The sequence below is a fragment of the Pseudomonas sp. UV AK001 genome (assembly GCF_046097675.1).
Taxonomy (GTDB): domain Bacteria; phylum Pseudomonadota; class Gammaproteobacteria; order Pseudomonadales; family Pseudomonadaceae; genus Aquipseudomonas; species Aquipseudomonas kribbensis.
Window position 1 is genome coordinate 1 of record NZ_JBJUVZ010000017.1, and the last position, 13,872, is coordinate 13,872.

General features: G+C 54.9%; 28 protein-coding genes. All 28 read left to right on the forward strand.

Features of this window, described 5'->3' with window-relative positions:
• Positions 1 to 157: 157 nt before the first annotated feature.
• Complete coding sequence (gene rpsJ / locus ACKLNA_RS28665) at positions 158 to 469, forward strand: 30S ribosomal protein S10 (RefSeq protein WP_003186070.1); 312 nt, start codon at positions 158 to 160, stop codon at positions 467 to 469.
• 80 nt (positions 470 to 549) lie between these two features.
• On the forward strand, positions 550 to 1,185 hold the full coding sequence (gene rplC / locus ACKLNA_RS28670; protein ID WP_007955641.1) for a 50S ribosomal protein L3: 636 nt from the start codon (positions 550 to 552) through the stop codon (positions 1,183 to 1,185).
• Positions 1,186 to 1,197: 12 nt separating this feature from the next.
• A complete protein-coding gene (gene rplD, locus ACKLNA_RS28675) occupies positions 1,198 to 1,800 on the forward strand; it encodes a 50S ribosomal protein L4 (protein WP_003228735.1) in 603 nt (200 codons plus the stop codon).
• The gene (gene rplW / locus ACKLNA_RS28680) at positions 1,797 to 2,096 is read left to right on the forward strand and encodes a 50S ribosomal protein L23 (RefSeq protein ID WP_002555488.1); all 300 of its coding nucleotides are present in this window, start codon (positions 1,797 to 1,799) and stop codon (positions 2,094 to 2,096) included. Before rplD ends, rplW begins: the two co-directional genes overlap by 4 nt.
• A gap of 14 nt (positions 2,097 to 2,110) precedes the next feature.
• On the forward strand, positions 2,111 to 2,935 hold the full coding sequence (gene rplB, locus ACKLNA_RS28685; protein WP_016772943.1) for a 50S ribosomal protein L2: 825 nt from the start codon (positions 2,111 to 2,113) through the stop codon (positions 2,933 to 2,935).
• A gap of 16 nt (positions 2,936 to 2,951) precedes the next feature.
• Positions 2,952 to 3,227 (forward strand): 30S ribosomal protein S19, encoded by a 276-nt coding sequence (gene rpsS / locus ACKLNA_RS28690; RefSeq protein ID WP_011336172.1) that lies wholly within the window; start codon positions 2,952 to 2,954, stop codon positions 3,225 to 3,227.
• An 11-nt stretch (positions 3,228 to 3,238) separates the two neighbouring features.
• On the forward strand, positions 3,239 to 3,571 hold the full coding sequence (gene rplV / locus ACKLNA_RS28695) for a 50S ribosomal protein L22 (RefSeq protein ID WP_003103908.1): 333 nt from the start codon (positions 3,239 to 3,241) through the stop codon (positions 3,569 to 3,571).
• Positions 3,572 to 3,584: 13 nt separating this feature from the next.
• Positions 3,585 to 4,271: a 30S ribosomal protein S3 gene (gene rpsC, locus ACKLNA_RS28700; RefSeq protein WP_085688068.1), complete on the forward strand. Its 687-nt coding sequence runs from the start codon at positions 3,585 to 3,587 to the stop codon at positions 4,269 to 4,271.
• Between the two features lie 12 nt (positions 4,272 to 4,283).
• Positions 4,284 to 4,697: a 50S ribosomal protein L16 gene (gene rplP, locus ACKLNA_RS28705; RefSeq protein ID WP_003228729.1), complete on the forward strand. Its 414-nt coding sequence runs from the start codon at positions 4,284 to 4,286 to the stop codon at positions 4,695 to 4,697.
• On the forward strand, positions 4,697 to 4,888 hold the full coding sequence (rpmC, locus tag ACKLNA_RS28710; protein WP_002555481.1) for a 50S ribosomal protein L29: 192 nt from the start codon (positions 4,697 to 4,699) through the stop codon (positions 4,886 to 4,888). Before rplP ends, rpmC begins: the two co-directional genes overlap by 1 nt.
• 2 nt (positions 4,889 to 4,890) lie before the next feature.
• A complete protein-coding gene (rpsQ, locus tag ACKLNA_RS28715; protein ID WP_003194644.1) occupies positions 4,891 to 5,157 on the forward strand; it encodes a 30S ribosomal protein S17 in 267 nt (88 codons plus the stop codon).
• A gap of 23 nt (positions 5,158 to 5,180) precedes the next feature.
• Positions 5,181 to 5,549 carry a 50S ribosomal protein L14 gene (rplN, locus tag ACKLNA_RS28720; protein WP_002555479.1) on the forward strand — a complete coding sequence of 123 codons (369 nt, stop codon included), beginning with the start codon at positions 5,181 to 5,183 and terminating at the stop codon, positions 5,547 to 5,549.
• An 11-nt stretch (positions 5,550 to 5,560) separates the two neighbouring features.
• On the forward strand, positions 5,561 to 5,875 hold the full coding sequence (gene rplX, locus ACKLNA_RS28725; RefSeq protein WP_003186046.1) for a 50S ribosomal protein L24: 315 nt from the start codon (positions 5,561 to 5,563) through the stop codon (positions 5,873 to 5,875).
• Positions 5,876 to 5,895: 20 nt separating this feature from the next.
• Positions 5,896 to 6,435, forward strand: coding sequence for a 50S ribosomal protein L5 (rplE, locus tag ACKLNA_RS28730; RefSeq protein ID WP_003210069.1), 540 nt, complete (start codon positions 5,896 to 5,898; stop codon positions 6,433 to 6,435).
• A 13-nt stretch (positions 6,436 to 6,448) separates the two neighbouring features.
• Positions 6,449 to 6,754 carry a 30S ribosomal protein S14 gene (gene rpsN, locus ACKLNA_RS28735; RefSeq protein ID WP_003228726.1) on the forward strand — a complete coding sequence of 102 codons (306 nt, stop codon included), beginning with the start codon at positions 6,449 to 6,451 and terminating at the stop codon, positions 6,752 to 6,754.
• A gap of 208 nt (positions 6,755 to 6,962) precedes the next feature.
• Positions 6,963 to 7,355 carry a 30S ribosomal protein S8 gene (gene rpsH, locus ACKLNA_RS28740; protein ID WP_011336171.1) on the forward strand — a complete coding sequence of 131 codons (393 nt, stop codon included), beginning with the start codon at positions 6,963 to 6,965 and terminating at the stop codon, positions 7,353 to 7,355.
• A 12-nt stretch (positions 7,356 to 7,367) separates the two neighbouring features.
• Positions 7,368 to 7,901, forward strand: a complete 534-nt coding sequence (rplF, locus tag ACKLNA_RS28745; RefSeq protein WP_065259511.1) for a 50S ribosomal protein L6 — start codon at positions 7,368 to 7,370, stop codon at positions 7,899 to 7,901.
• Between the two features lie 10 nt (positions 7,902 to 7,911).
• Complete coding sequence (rplR, locus tag ACKLNA_RS28750; protein ID WP_003186037.1) at positions 7,912 to 8,262, forward strand: 50S ribosomal protein L18; 351 nt, start codon at positions 7,912 to 7,914, stop codon at positions 8,260 to 8,262.
• Positions 8,263 to 8,265: 3 nt separating this feature from the next.
• Positions 8,266 to 8,766, forward strand: coding sequence for a 30S ribosomal protein S5 (rpsE, locus tag ACKLNA_RS28755; RefSeq protein WP_007955637.1), 501 nt, complete (start codon positions 8,266 to 8,268; stop codon positions 8,764 to 8,766).
• Between the two features lie 2 nt (positions 8,767 to 8,768).
• Positions 8,769 to 8,945, forward strand: a complete 177-nt coding sequence (gene rpmD / locus ACKLNA_RS28760) for a 50S ribosomal protein L30 (protein WP_003176408.1) — start codon at positions 8,769 to 8,771, stop codon at positions 8,943 to 8,945.
• Between the two features lie 3 nt (positions 8,946 to 8,948).
• Complete coding sequence (gene rplO, locus ACKLNA_RS28765; RefSeq protein ID WP_011336169.1) at positions 8,949 to 9,386, forward strand: 50S ribosomal protein L15; 438 nt, start codon at positions 8,949 to 8,951, stop codon at positions 9,384 to 9,386.
• Positions 9,387 to 10,715, forward strand: coding sequence for a preprotein translocase subunit SecY (secY, locus tag ACKLNA_RS28770; protein ID WP_003228718.1), 1,329 nt, complete (start codon positions 9,387 to 9,389; stop codon positions 10,713 to 10,715). It abuts the gene before it with no gap.
• A 27-nt stretch (positions 10,716 to 10,742) separates the two neighbouring features.
• A complete protein-coding gene (gene rpmJ, locus ACKLNA_RS28775; protein WP_002555468.1) occupies positions 10,743 to 10,859 on the forward strand; it encodes a 50S ribosomal protein L36 in 117 nt (38 codons plus the stop codon).
• Positions 10,860 to 10,989: 130 nt separating this feature from the next.
• On the forward strand, positions 10,990 to 11,346 hold the full coding sequence (rpsM, locus tag ACKLNA_RS28780) for a 30S ribosomal protein S13 (RefSeq protein WP_003186020.1): 357 nt from the start codon (positions 10,990 to 10,992) through the stop codon (positions 11,344 to 11,346).
• A gap of 30 nt (positions 11,347 to 11,376) precedes the next feature.
• On the forward strand, positions 11,377 to 11,766 hold the full coding sequence (gene rpsK, locus ACKLNA_RS28785) for a 30S ribosomal protein S11 (RefSeq protein ID WP_002555466.1): 390 nt from the start codon (positions 11,377 to 11,379) through the stop codon (positions 11,764 to 11,766).
• An 18-nt stretch (positions 11,767 to 11,784) separates the two neighbouring features.
• A complete protein-coding gene (rpsD, locus tag ACKLNA_RS28790) occupies positions 11,785 to 12,405 on the forward strand; it encodes a 30S ribosomal protein S4 (RefSeq protein WP_003176404.1) in 621 nt (206 codons plus the stop codon).
• 22 nt (positions 12,406 to 12,427) lie between these two features.
• Positions 12,428 to 13,429, forward strand: coding sequence for a DNA-directed RNA polymerase subunit alpha (locus ACKLNA_RS28795; RefSeq protein ID WP_003186012.1), 1,002 nt, complete (start codon positions 12,428 to 12,430; stop codon positions 13,427 to 13,429).
• 42 nt (positions 13,430 to 13,471) lie between these two features.
• Complete coding sequence (rplQ, locus tag ACKLNA_RS28800; protein ID WP_007955635.1) at positions 13,472 to 13,858, forward strand: 50S ribosomal protein L17; 387 nt, start codon at positions 13,472 to 13,474, stop codon at positions 13,856 to 13,858.
• Positions 13,859 to 13,872: the final 14 nt, after the last annotated feature.

Genomic DNA, 13,872 nt, shown 5'->3' on the forward strand with positions numbered 1-13,872 from the left:
TCTCTTTTTTGAGATAGCTTCGATGAGTTGAAAAAGCCCCCGCTTAGCGGGGGCTTTTTTATTGGGTTGACACCTATCTGGGGCGTCTATAGAATTGCGCCTCCTTTTAACGGGCGTATTGCGCCCGGTGGGAATAGCAGCCGGAGTCTGAAATCCAATGCAAAATCAGCAAATCCGTATCAGGTTGAAGGCTTTTGACCATCGCCTGATCGACCAATCAACCCAGGAAATCGTGGAAACCGCGAAACGTACTGGTGCTCAAGTGCGTGGTCCAATTCCACTGCCTACCCGTAAAGAGCGGTTCACCGTTCTGGTTTCCCCGCACGTCAACAAAGACGCGCGTGACCAGTACGAAATCCGCACTCATAAGCGCGTTCTGGACATCGTCCAGCCAACGGATAAAACCGTTGATGCTCTTATGAAGCTCGATCTTGCGGCCGGTGTGGAAGTGCAGATCAGCCTCGGCTAAGACTCGGTCTTGGTCGTGTAACGCTCTGAAATGGGCGGCCATAGCGGGTGAAAGCCCCGTACACTCATGAGGTTTACAACATGACTATTGGTGTAGTCGGTCGTAAAGCGGGTATGACCCGTATTTTCACCGAAGAAGGTGTCTCCATTCCGGTCACGGTCATTGAGATCGAGCCGAATCGCGTCACCCAGTTCAAAACTGAAGAAACCGATGGCTATCGTGCAGTGCAAGTCACTGTCGGCGAGCGTCGTGCTTCCCGTGTTACAGCTGCTCAGGCTGGCCACTTCGCCAAGGCGAACGTTGCCGCTGGTCGTACCGTAATGGAATTCCGCCTTGAAGAAGGCGAGTACCAGGCCGGCGATCTGATCAACGCTGAAATCTTCGCTGCTGGTCAACTGGTTGATGTAACCGGTCAGTCCAAAGGTAAAGGCTTCCAGGGTACGATCAAGCGTTGGAACTTCCGCGGGCAAGATAACACCCACGGTAACTCCGTATCCCACCGCGTCCCAGGCTCTATCGGCCAGTGCCAGACTCCTGGTCGTGTATTCAAGGGCAAAAAAATGTCCGGTCATATGGGCGCTGAGCGCGTGACCGTGCAGTCCCTGGAAGTAGTGCGCGTGGACGCTGAACGCAATCTGTTGTTGGTCAAGGGTGCTGTTCCTGGCGCTACTGGCGGCAACCTGGTTGTACGTCCAGCAGCCAAGGCTCGCGGTTAAGGGGAAGCTGACATGCAATTAAATGTAAATGACGCTCAAGCGATCGAAGTTTCCGAACTGACATTTGGCGGCGAGTTCAACGAGACGCTGGTTCACCAAGCAGTCGTGGCCTACATGGCTGGCGGCCGTCAAGGTAGCAAGCAGCAAAAGACCCGTTCCGACGTTCGTGGTGGCGGTAAGCGCCCATGGCGTCAGAAAGGTACTGGCCGTGCTCGTGCCGGTACTATCCGTAGCCCAATCTGGCGCGGCGGCGGCACCACTTTCGCAGCTCGTCCACAGGATCACTCCCAGAAGCTGAACAAGAAGATGTACCGCGCAGCAATGCGTTCCATCCTTGCTGAGCTGGTGCGTACTGATCGTCTGGTCGTGGTTCAGGATTTCGCAGTTGAAACTCCGAAAACCAAAGACCTGCTGGGCAAACTGAACAACATGAGCCTGACCGACGTTCTGATCGTGTCTGACGCTGTTGATCAGAACCTGTACCTGGCTGCTCGCAACCTGCCACACGTAGATGTACGTGACGTGCAAGGTTCCGATCCAGTTAGTCTGATCGCATACGACAAGGTGTTGATCACCGTGTCGGCCGTGAAGAAATTCGAGGAGCTGCTGGGATGAACCAGGAACGCGTATTTAAAGTTCTGCTTGGCCCGCACGTTTCCGAGAAGGCTACGGTTCTGGCAGACAAGAAAGGCCAGTTCGTTTTCAAGGTTGCTACCGATGCAACCAAGCTGGAAATCAAGAAGGCCGTCGAAAGCCTGTTCAGCGTGAAAGTTGAGCGTGTTACTACCCTGAACGTTCTGGGTAAGAGCAAGCGCACCGCTCGCGGTCTGGGCAAGCGTAATGACTGGAAGAAGGCAGTTATCTCCCTTCAGCCAGGCCAAGATCTCGATTTCAGCAGCAGTGCTGAGTAAGGAAGGGGTGCATCATGGCAATCGTTAAATGCAAACCGACTTCCCCTGGCCGCCGTTTTGTGGTCAAGGTGGTCAACCAGGAGCTGCATAAAGGCGCTCCTCACGCACCGCTGCTCGAGAAAAAATCGAAGTCTGGTGGTCGTAACAACAATGGCCGCATTACCACTCGTCACATCGGTGGTGGTCATAAGCAGCATTACCGTATGGTCGATTTTCGTCGCAACGACAAAGATGGCATCGTCGCTACTGTCGAGCGTATCGAATACGATCCAAACCGTACTGCTCACATCGCACTGCTGTGCTACGCAGACGGCGAGCGCCGCTACATCATCGCCCCTAAAGGCGTGAGTGCTGGCGACCAGCTGATCGCAGGCGCTCTGGCTCCAATCAAGCCAGGCAACGCTCTGCAACTGCGCAACATTCCAGTCGGTTCTACCGTACACGGCATCGAACTGAAGCCAGGTAAAGGTGCACAGATCGCTCGTTCCGCTGGTGCTTCGGCTCAGCTGATCGCTCGTGAAGGTGTCTACGTTACCCTGCGTCTGCGTTCCGGTGAAATGCGTAAAGTGCTGGCTGAGTGCCGTGCGACCCTGGGCGAAGTCTCGAACTCCGAGCACAGCCTGCGTTCGCTGGGTAAAGCTGGTGCCAAGCGCTGGCGTGGCGTTCGCCCAACCGTTCGTGGTGTTGCCATGAACCCGGTTGACCACCCACATGGTGGTGGTGAAGGTCGTACCTCTGGTGGTCGTCATCCGGTATCGCCATGGGGCTTCCCGACTAAGGGCGCGAAGACTCGTGGTAATAAGCGTACCGACAAAATGATCGTCCGTCGTCGCAAGTAAATAGAGGGATACGACAGTGCCACGTTCTCTGAAAAAAGGTCCTTTTATTGATCTTCACCTACTGAAGAAGATCGAAGTGGCGGCGGAAAAGAACGATCGCAAACCAATTAAGACTTGGTCGCGCCGTTCGATGATCCTGCCACAAATGGTCGGTCTGACCATCGCAGTACACAACGGTCGTCAGCACGTCCCAGTTCTCGTTAACGAAGACATGGTCGGCCACAAACTGGGCGAGTTCGCCGGTACCCGCAACTATCGCGGGCACGTGGCAGACAAGAAAGCCAAGCGTTAAGGGGTAAGGAAATGGAAGTAGCCGCTAAGTTGTCGGGCGCTCGAATCTCCGCCCAGAAAGCCCGCTTGGTCGCCGACCAGATCCGCGGGAAGAAGGTGGGCGAAGCGCTCAACCTGTTGGCTTTCAGCAGTAAGAAAGCCGCCGAGATCATGAAAAAAGTGCTGGAGTCGGCCGTAGCCAACGCCGAGCATAACGAAGGCGCAGACGTTGATGACCTGAAGGTCAGCACCGTTTTCGTCAACGAAGGGCGTTCGCTGAAGCGCATCATGCCACGTGCCAAAGGCCGTGCTGATCGCATCGTCAAGCGGTCTTGCCATATCACTGTCAAGGTTGCTGACAAGTAACGGAGTCGAAGAGATGGGTCAGAAAGTACATCCCATTGGCATTCGCCTGGGAATCGTCAAGGAGCACACCTCCGTCTGGTACGCAGACGGTCGGACTTATGCGGACTATTTGCTCGCAGATCTGAAGGTGCGTGAGTATCTCCAAGACAAACTAAAAAGCGCGTCCGTAAGCCGTATCGATATCCATCGTCCGGCTCAAACTGCACGCATCACCATCCACACCGCTCGTCCAGGTATCGTTATCGGGAAGAAAGGTGAGGATGTTGAAAAACTGCGTCAGGACCTGACCAAGCAAATGGGTGTGCCTGTGCACATCAATATCGAAGAGATCCGCAAGCCGGAACTCGACGGTATGCTGGTTGCCCAGAGCGTAGCTCAGCAGCTGGAGCGTCGTGTGATGTTCCGTCGCGCCATGAAGCGCGCCGTACAGAACGCCATGCGCATTGGTGCCAAAGGCATCAAAATCCAAGTGAGCGGTCGTCTCGGCGGTGCTGAAATCGCACGTACTGAATGGTATCGCGAAGGTCGTGTGCCACTGCACACCCTGCGTGCCGATATCGACTATGCCACCTACGAAGCTCACACCACTTACGGTGTGATCGGTGTAAAGGTTTGGATCTTCAAAGGCGAAGTAATTGGTGGTCGCCAAGAAGAACTGAAACCACAAGCACCAGCGCCTCGTAAAAAAGCTGCTAAGTAAGGGGTACGCCAAATGTTGCAACCAAAGCGTACGAAGTTCCGCAAGCAGATGACCGGCCACAACCGTGGTCTGGCACTGCGCGGTAGCAAAGTCAGCTTCGGCGAGTTCGCGCTGAAGTCTGTTGCTCGTGGTCGTCTCACCGCTCGTCAGATCGAGTCAGCGCGTCGTGCTCTGACCCGTCACGTAAAACGTGGTGGCAAGATCTGGATCCGTGTATTCCCGGACAAGCCGATCTCCAAGAAGCCTCTCGAGGTTCGTATGGGTAAAGGTAAGGGTAACGTGGAATACTGGGTTGCCCAGATTCAGCCAGGCAAAGTCCTGTATGAAATCGAGGGTGTTTCTGAAGAGCTGGCGCGTGAGGCTTTCGCCCTGGCTGCTGCAAAGCTGCCGCTCGCCACCTCCTTTGTTAAACGGACGGTGATGTGATGAAAGCGAATGAACTTCGTGAAAAATCCGCACAGCAGCTGAACGAGCAACTGCTCGGCTTGCTGCGCGACCAGTTCAATCTGCGCATGCAGAAAGCAACTGGCCAGTTGGGGCAGTCTCATCTGCTCTCGCAAGTTAAGCGTGACATCGCTCGCGTGAAGACTGTGCTCAACCAGCAGGCAGGTAAGTGATCATGGCTGAAGCCGAAAAAACTGTCCGTACGCTGACTGGCCGTGTTGTCAGCGACAAGATGGACAAAACCATCACCGTTCTGATCGAGCGTCGCGTTAAGCACCCGATCTACGGTAAATACGTTAAGCGTTCGACTAAGCTGCACGCGCACGACGAAACCAATCAGTGCCACATCGGCGACAAAGTCACTATTCGTGAAACTCGTCCGATGGCCAAGACCAAGTCTTGGGCGCTGGTTGATGTTCTCGAACGCGCTGTGGAAGTCTAAGGGCTAGGGGTCGGAGAAATTATATGATTCAGACTCAATCCATGCTCGATGTGGCCGATAACAGCGGCGCTCGCCGTGTTATGTGCATCAAGGTGCTGGGTGGCTCCCATCGTCGTTACGCTGGTATCGGTGACATCATCAAAGTTACCGTGAAGGAAGCAATTCCTCGCGGTAAAGTGAAAAAAGGCCAAGTGATGACTGCTGTTGTAGTCCGCACTCGTCACGGCGTACGTCGTGCTGATGGCTCCATTATCCGCTTTGATGGCAACGCTGCTGTTCTTCTGAACAACAAGCAAGAGCCGATCGGCACCCGTATCTTTGGGCCAGTGACCCGTGAGCTTCGTACTGAGAAGTTCATGAAGATCGTCTCGCTCGCCCCAGAAGTGCTGTAAGGAGATCCGACATGCAAAAGATTCGTCGTGACGACGAGATCATCGTGATCGCCGGCAAAGACAAAGGTAAGCGCGGTAAGGTGCTGAAGGTTCTTGCTGACAACCGTCTGGTTGTTGGTGGTCTGAACCTGGTCAAGCGTCATACCAAGCCTAACCCGATGTCGGGCGTACAGGGCGGTATCGTCGAGAAAGAAGCGCCACTGCACGCTTCCAACGTCGCCATCTTCAACGGCGAAACCAACAAGGCTGACCGCGTTGGTTTCAAAGTAGAAGACGGTAAGAAAATTCGTGTCTTCAAGTCGACCCAAAAAGCGGTTGATGCTTGAACACTGCTAGGTAGAAGACCATGGCACGACTAAAAGAGATTTACCGGAAGGAAATCGCACCGAAACTTAAGGAAGAACTTAAGCTTTCGAACGTGATGGAAGTTCCGCGCGTTACCAAAATCACCCTGAACATGGGTCTGGGCGAAGCGATCGGCGACAAAAAAGTCATCGAGCACGCTGTTGCTGACCTGGAAAAGATCACCGGCCAGAAAGTCGTTGTGACCTACGCTCGCAAATCCATCGCTGGCTTTAAAGTCCGTGAAGGTTGGCCGATCGGCGTCAAGGTGACCCTGCGCCGTGAGCGTATGTACGAGTTCCTGGATCGTCTGCTGTCGATCTCCCTGCCTCGGGTTCGCGACTTCCGCGGCCTGAATGCCAAGTCCTTCGATGGTCGTGGCAACTACAGCATGGGCGTGAAAGAGCAGATCATTTTCCCGGAAATCGACTACGACAAGATCGATGCTCTCCGCGGTCTGGACATTACCCTGACCACCACTGCCAAGAACGATGACGAAGGCCGCGCTCTGCTGCGTGCTTTCAAATTCCCGTTCCGCAACTGATTGGAGTAGGAAAATGGCCAAGAAGAGCATGAAAAACCGTGAGCTGAAGCGTCAGCTCACCGTTGCCAAGTACGCCACCAAGCGTGCAGCGCTGAAAGCTATCATCGTTGATCTGAACGCAAGTCCAGAAGCGCGTTGGGAAGCTACCGTGGCTCTGCAGAAGCAGCCACGTGACGCAAGCGCTTCGCGCATGCGTAACCGCTGCCGCCTGACTGGTCGTCCGCACGGCGTTTACCGCAAGTTCGGCCTGGGCCGTAACAAGCTGCGTGAAGCTGCAATGCGTGGTGACGTTCCAGGTCTGGTTAAAGCCAGCTGGTAATTGCTGTCAAAGTCTCGATGGTCGGGGTCGCAAGAACCTGACCATCGGTGGCCTTGAACATGAATCAAGCCCCTTTTGGGGCTTGATTCATTTCTGGGGTGTGTCTAGAATGACCGGCTCGCCTGAGCCCGTGTTTTTCTGCCCGGAGTTTCTCGGCGACAAGTAGTAGCCGCAAGGCTAATTTTTCTGTATTAGGAGCGTCTAGCCCATGAGTATGCAGGACCCGTTAGCGGACATGCTAACTCGAATCCGTAATGCCCAGATGGCTGAAAAGTCCGTCGTAAGCATGCCTTCTTCCACGTTGAAGGTGGCTGTAGCTAAAGTCCTGAAGGACGAAGGTTACATCGCGGGTTATCAGATCAGCAGCGAAACCAAACCACTGCTGTCTATCGAGCTGAAATATTTCGAAGGCCGTCCGGTTATCGAAGAAGTCAAGCGCGTTAGCCGTCCAGGCCTGCGTCAGTACAAGTCCGTCGAAGAACTGCCAAAAGTACGTGGCGGTCTCGGCGTGTCTATCGTCTCCACCAACAAAGGTGTGATGACTGATCGTGCTGCGCGCGCTGCCGGTGTCGGCGGCGAAGTTCTTTGCACTGTGTTCTAAGGGGGGATAAGCATGTCTCGCGTCGCTAAGAACCCCGTTAAGCTGCCAGCCGGTGTCGAAGTAAAATTCGCAGGCCAACAGCTTTCGGTGAAGGGTGCCAAGGGTACTCTTGAACTGAACGTCCATTCGTCCGTTGAGATCGTTGAAGAAGCCGGTGAGCTGCGTTTTGCTGCTCGCAATGGCGATCAGCAGACTCGCGCAATGGCCGGTACCACTCGTGCGTTGGTAAACAACATGGTCCAGGGCGTAAGCCAAGGCTTCGAGCGCAAGCTCCAGCTGGTCGGTGTTGGTTACAAAGCGCAAGCAAAAGGTCAGGTGCTGAACCTGGCTCTTGGCTTCTCGCACCCAGTGGATTACGAACTGCCGGAAGGCATCACCGCTGAGACTCCTAGCCAGACCGATATCCTGATCAAGGGCATCGACAAGCAGCTGGTAGGTCAAGTGGCCGCCGAGATCCGCGACTTCCGTCCACCAGAGCCGTACAAAGGCAAAGGTGTGCGCTACGCGGACGAAGTCGTCCGTCGTAAAGAAGCCAAGAAGAAGTAGGGCATAGCAAATGACCGACAAAAAAGTTACTCGACTGCGTCGCGCTCGCAAAGCACGCCTGAAAATGCACGAACTCGAAGTCGTGCGTCTCTGCGTGTTCCGCTCTTCGCAGCACATCTACGCCCAGGTCATTTCGGCCGACGGCAACAAAGTCCTGGCAAGCGCCTCGACTTTGGATAAAGAACTGCGTGATGGCGCCACTGGCAACATCGACGCGGCCACTAAGGTTGGCCAGCTGGTCGCTACGCGTGCTAAGGCCGCTGGCGTCTCGCAGGTGGCTTTCGACCGCTCTGGCTTCAAGTACCACGGCCGCGTAAAAGCGCTGGCTGATGCTGCTCGTGAAGCTGGGCTGGAGTTCTAAGTTATGTCAAATAACGACCAAAAGCGCGACGAAGGCTACATCGAGAAGCTGGTTCAAGTTAACCGCGTAGCCAAAACCGTTAAAGGCGGCCGTATCTTCACTTTCACCGCGTTGACCGTGGTTGGTGATGGTAAAGGCCGTGTTGGCTTCGGCCGTGGCAAGTCGCGTGAAGTGCCTGCTGCGATCCAGAAGGCAATGGAAGCTGCTCGCCGCAACATGATCCAGGTTGATCTGAACGGCACTACCCTGCAGTACGCAATGAAGTCCGCTCACGGCGCTTCGAAGGTGTACATGCAGCCTGCTTCTGAAGGTACCGGTATCATCGCTGGCGGCGCTATGCGTGCTGTCCTCGAAGTTGCTGGCGTTCAGAACGTTCTGGCCAAGTGCTACGGCTCGACCAACCCTGTAAACGTGGTTCACGCCACTTTCAAGGGTCTGAAGGCTATGCAGTCTCCTGAGTCCATCGCAGCCAAGCGTGGCCTGCGTGTTGAGGAGATCAAGTAATCATGGCTACCGTTAAAGTTACGCTGATCAAAAGCATGACCGGCCGCATCCCTAACCACAAACTGTGCGTTAAGGGTCTGGGTCTGCGTCGCATCGGTCACACTGTAGAAGTCCAGGATACTCCCGAGAATCGCGGGATGATCAACAAGGCTTACTACATGCTGCGTGTCGAGGGTTAATCGATGAAACTCAATGATCTGAGTCCAGCGCCGGGTTCCCGTCGCGAAAAGCATCGTCCGGGCCGTGGTATCGGTAGTGGTTTGGGTAAGACTGGTGGCCGTGGTCACAAAGGTCAGACCTCCCGCTCCGGTGGCACCATTGCTCCAGGCTTTGAAGGCGGTCAACAGCCGCTGCATCGTCGCCTGCCGAAGTTCGGTTTCGTTTCCCTGAAAGCCATGGATCGCGCAGAAGTGCGTCTGTCCGAACTGGCTAAAGTGGAAGGCGACATCGTCACCGTGCAGTCCCTGAAAGATGCCAACGTGATCAACGTCAACGTACAGCGTGTGAAAATCATGCTGTCCGGTGAAGTGGCTCGCGCTGTCACTATCGGCAAGGGAATCGGCGCCACCAAAGGTGCGCGTGCGGCTATCGAAGCAGCTGGCGGCAAGTTCGAGGAATAAATGGCTAAGCAAGGTGCTCTCTCTGCGCTCGGCAAAGGCGGTATGTCTGAACTCTGGGCTCGTCTGCGTTTTCTGTTCCTGGCGATTATCGTCTACCGAATAGGCGCACACATCCCGGTTCCAGGTATCAACCCGGACCGACTCGCGGACCTGTTTCGACAGAATGAGGGGACCATTCTTAGCTTGTTCAACATGTTTTCCGGCGGCGCGCTGGAGCGGATGAGCATCTTTGCACTGGGGATCATGCCGTACATTTCGGCATCGATCATCATGCAACTGATGACCGCCGTCAGCCCGCAGCTGGAGCAGTTGAAGAAGGAAGGTGAAGCTGGCCGTCGCAAGATCAGCCAGTACACCCGCTACGGCACCGTCGTCCTCGCTCTCGTCCAGGCCATTGGCATGTCCATTGGCCTGGCGGGGCAGGGCGTTGCGTTCACTGGTGACTTTGGCTTCCATTTCGTCGCGGTATCCACGTTTGTGGCTGGTGCGATGTTCATGATGTGGCTGGGTGAGCAGATTACTGAGCGTGGTGTAGGCAACGGTATCTCGATGTTGATTTTTTCGGGAATCGTCGCCGGTCTTCCGAGAGCAATCGGGCAGTCTTTCGAGTCTGCGCGTCAGGGGGATATCAACATCTTCGCCCTGGTTGCCATCGGTTTGCTGGCAGTAGCGATTATCGGTTTCGTGGTGTTCATTGAGCGTGGTCAGCGTCGTATCGCTGTTCACTACGCCAAGCGTCAGCAAGGCCGCAAGGTTTTCGCTGCGCAGACTAGCCACTTGCCGCTGAAGGTGAACATGGCCGGTGTTATTCCGGCTATTTTCGCGAGCAGCATTTTGCTGTTCCCGGCTTCGTTGGGTGCCTGGTTCGGTCAGTCTGAAGGTATGGGCTGGTTGCAGGACATCTCGCAGTCGATCGCTCCTGGTCAGCCGTTGAATATTCTGCTGTTTAGTGCAGGGATTATTTTCTTCTGCTTCTTCTATACGGCGTTGATGTTCAATCCGAAAGACGTAGCGGAAAACCTGAAGAAGTCCGGTGCCTTTATTCCGGGCATCCGTCCAGGTGAGCAGTCTGCGCGCTACATTGATGGCGTGCTGACTCGCTTGACCATGTTCGGTGCTCTTTACATGACGGCCGTGTGCCTGTTGCCCCAGTTCCTGGTGGTTGCAGCAAACGTTCCGTTCTACCTTGGCGGGACCTCGTTGCTGATCGTGGTCGTGGTTGTGATGGACTTCATGTCCCAAGTACAATCGCACCTCGTTTCGCACCAGTACGAATCCCTGATGAAGAAAGCCAACCTGAAGGGTTACGGCAGCGGCATGTTGCGCTGAGTACCCATAAGGTTCGAGGAGTTGGTGATGAAAGTTCGTGCATCGGTGAAAAAGCTGTGCCGTAACTGCAAGATTATTCGCCGCGAAGGTGTTGTTCGAGTAATTTGCAGCGCGGAACCGCGTCACAAACAGCGCCAAGGCTGAGTGTGATTGTGCTTCAAGCCCGGCAGCTAGTGCGCTGCCGGGTTGATTATTTGTTATTACAGCGATATTATCTCGCGCCCTATTTCTTGGCTTCCGGGGCGTAGGTAGCTGTCAATTGGAGTCCCACTGAATGGCCCGTATTGCAGGCGTTAACATTCCAGATAACAAGCATACTGTTATCTCGCTGACCTACATCTATGGTGTTGGTCGCACTACTGCGCAGAAAATCTGTGCAGTGACTGGGGTAAACCCAGCAGCAAAGATCAAGGATCTGAGCGACGAGCAAATTGAACAGCTGCGTGGCGAAGTGGCGAAGTTCACCACTGAAGGTGACCTGCGTCGCGAAATCAACATGAAAATCAAGCGCTTGATGGACCTCGGTTGCTATCGCGGTCTGCGTCATCGTCGTGGTCTGCCAGTACGCGGTCAGCGTACCAAGACCAACGCGCGTACCCGTAAAGGTCCGCGTAAGCCGATCCGCAAGTAATCGCCCCAGCGAATCGACAGGAATTTAATCATGGCAAAACCTGCTGCTCGTCCTCGTAAAAAAGTTAAAAAGACAGTGGTTGATGGCATCGCCCACATCCATGCCTCTTTTAACAACACCATCGTGACCATTACCGACCGTCAAGGTAACGCTCTTTCCTGGGCTACCTCCGGTGGTTCGGGTTTCCGCGGTTCCCGCAAGTCCACCCCGTTCGCTGCTCAAGTAGCTGCTGAGCGTGCTGGTCAAGCTGCGCTGGAATACGGCCTGAAAAACCTCGACGTAAACGTCAAGGGCCCAGGTCCAGGTCGTGAATCCGCAGTCCGCGCTTTGAACGGCTGTGGCTACAAGATCGCCAGCATCACCGACGTGACGCCAATCCCGCACAACGGGTGCCGTCCGCCGAAGAAGCGCCGCGTGTAATCCAGGAGATTGTAAAGAATGGCTCGTTACATTGGTCCAAAATGCAAACTCGCTCGTCGCGAAGGCACCGATCTCTTCCTGAAGAGCGGCGTGCGCGCGATCGAATCGAAGTGCAACATTGAAGCAGCACCTGGTATCCACGGCCAACGCCGCGGTCGCCAGTCCGACTACGGCACCCAACTGCGTGAAAAGCAGAAGGTCCGTCGTATCTACGGCGTTCTCGAGCGTCAGTTCAGCGGCTACTACAAAGAAGCTGCTGGCAAGAAAGGTGCAACCGGTGAAAACCTGCTGCAACTGCTCGAATGCCGTCTGGACAACGTCGTATACCGTATGGGCTTTGGTTCGACTCGTGCCGAATCCCGTCAGCTGGTATCGCACAAGTCGATCAGCGTTAACGGTCAGACCGTAAACGTTCCTTCTTACCAGGTTCGTGCTGGTGACGTGGTCGCTGTTCGCGAGAAAGCAAAAAATCAACTTCGCATTGTCCAAGCTCTCGATCTGTGTGCTCAACGTGGCCGCGTAGAGTGGGTAGAAGTAGACACTGAGAAGAAGTCGGGCGTTTTCAAGAACGTTCCTGCTCGCAGTGATCTGTCCGCCGACATCAACGAAAGCCTGATTGTCGAGCTCTACTCCAAGTAAGGGCTAGAAAATAGGTGCATCCATGCAGATTTCGGTAAATGAGTTCCTGACACCCCGCCATATTGATGTGCAGGTTGTCAGTCCAACCCGCGCCAAGATCACTCTCGAGCCTCTCGAGCGTGGTTTCGGCCACACCCTGGGCAACGCGCTGCGCCGCATCCTGTTGTCCTCAATGCCCGGCTGCGCAGTAGTCGAGGCCGAGATTGACGGTGTGCTCCACGAGTACAGCGCCATCGAAGGTGTACAGGAAGACGTAATTGAAATCCTGTTGAACCTTAAAGGTCTGGCTATCAAGCTGCACGGCCGTGACGAAGTTACGCTGACCTTGTCGAAGAAGGGTTCGGGGGTGGTTACCGCTGCCGATATTCAGCTGGATCATGATGTCGAGATCGTTAATCCCGATCACGTAATCGCTAACCTGGCGTCTAACGGCGCCCTGAACATGAAGCTCACCGTAGCTCGTGGTCGTGGTTATGAACCAGCAGACTCGCGTCAGAGCGATGAAGACGAAAGCCGCAGCATCGGTCGCTTGCAGCTTGACTCTTCGTTCAGCCCGGTTCGCCGTATCGCATACGTGGTGGAAAACGCCCGTGTCGAGCAGCGTACCAACCTGGACAAGCTGGTTATTGATCTGGAAACCAACGGTACTCTGGATCCTGAAGAGGCTATCCGTCGTGCTGCAACCATCCTGCAACAGCAGTTGGCTGCGTTCGTCGACCTCAAAGGTGACAGTGAGCCAGTGGTTGTCGAGCAGGAAGACGAGATCGATCCGATCCTGCTTCGCCCGGTTGACGATCTGGAACTGACTGTACGTTCGGCTAACTGCCTTAAGGCGGAAAACATCTACTACATCGGTGACCTGATTCAGCGTACCGAAGTAGAGCTGTTGAAGACTCCGAACCTGGGCAAGAAATCCTTGACTGAAATCAAGGACGTTCTGGCCTCCCGCGGTCTGTCCCTCGGCATGCGCCTCGACAACTGGCCGCCTGCAAGTCTTAAGAAGGACGACAAGGCGACTGCCTGATCGTCGTAATCACCGAACGTAGTGTTTGGTAAGGAATGAACCATGCGTCATCGTAAAAGTGGTCGCCACCTGAGCCGCACCAGCTCGCACCGCAAGGCCATGTTCCAAAACATGGCTGTGTCGCTGTTCGAGCACGAGCTGATCAAAACTACTCTGCCAAAAGCCAAAGAACTGCGCCGCGTTGCCGAGCCGCTGATCACTCTGGCCAAGACAGACAGCGTTGCTAACCGTCGTCTGGCTTTCGACCGTACTCGTTCGAAAGCTATCGTTGGTAAGCTCTTCAACGACCTGGGCAAGCGTTACGCTACCCGTGAGGGTGGCTACCTGCGCATCCTCAAGTGCGGTTTCCGCGCTGGCGACAACGCGCCTATGGCGTACGTCGAACTGGTTGATCGTGCTGTCGGCGGTGAAGCTGTATCCGCTGAGTAAGACGTCAGTCTGAA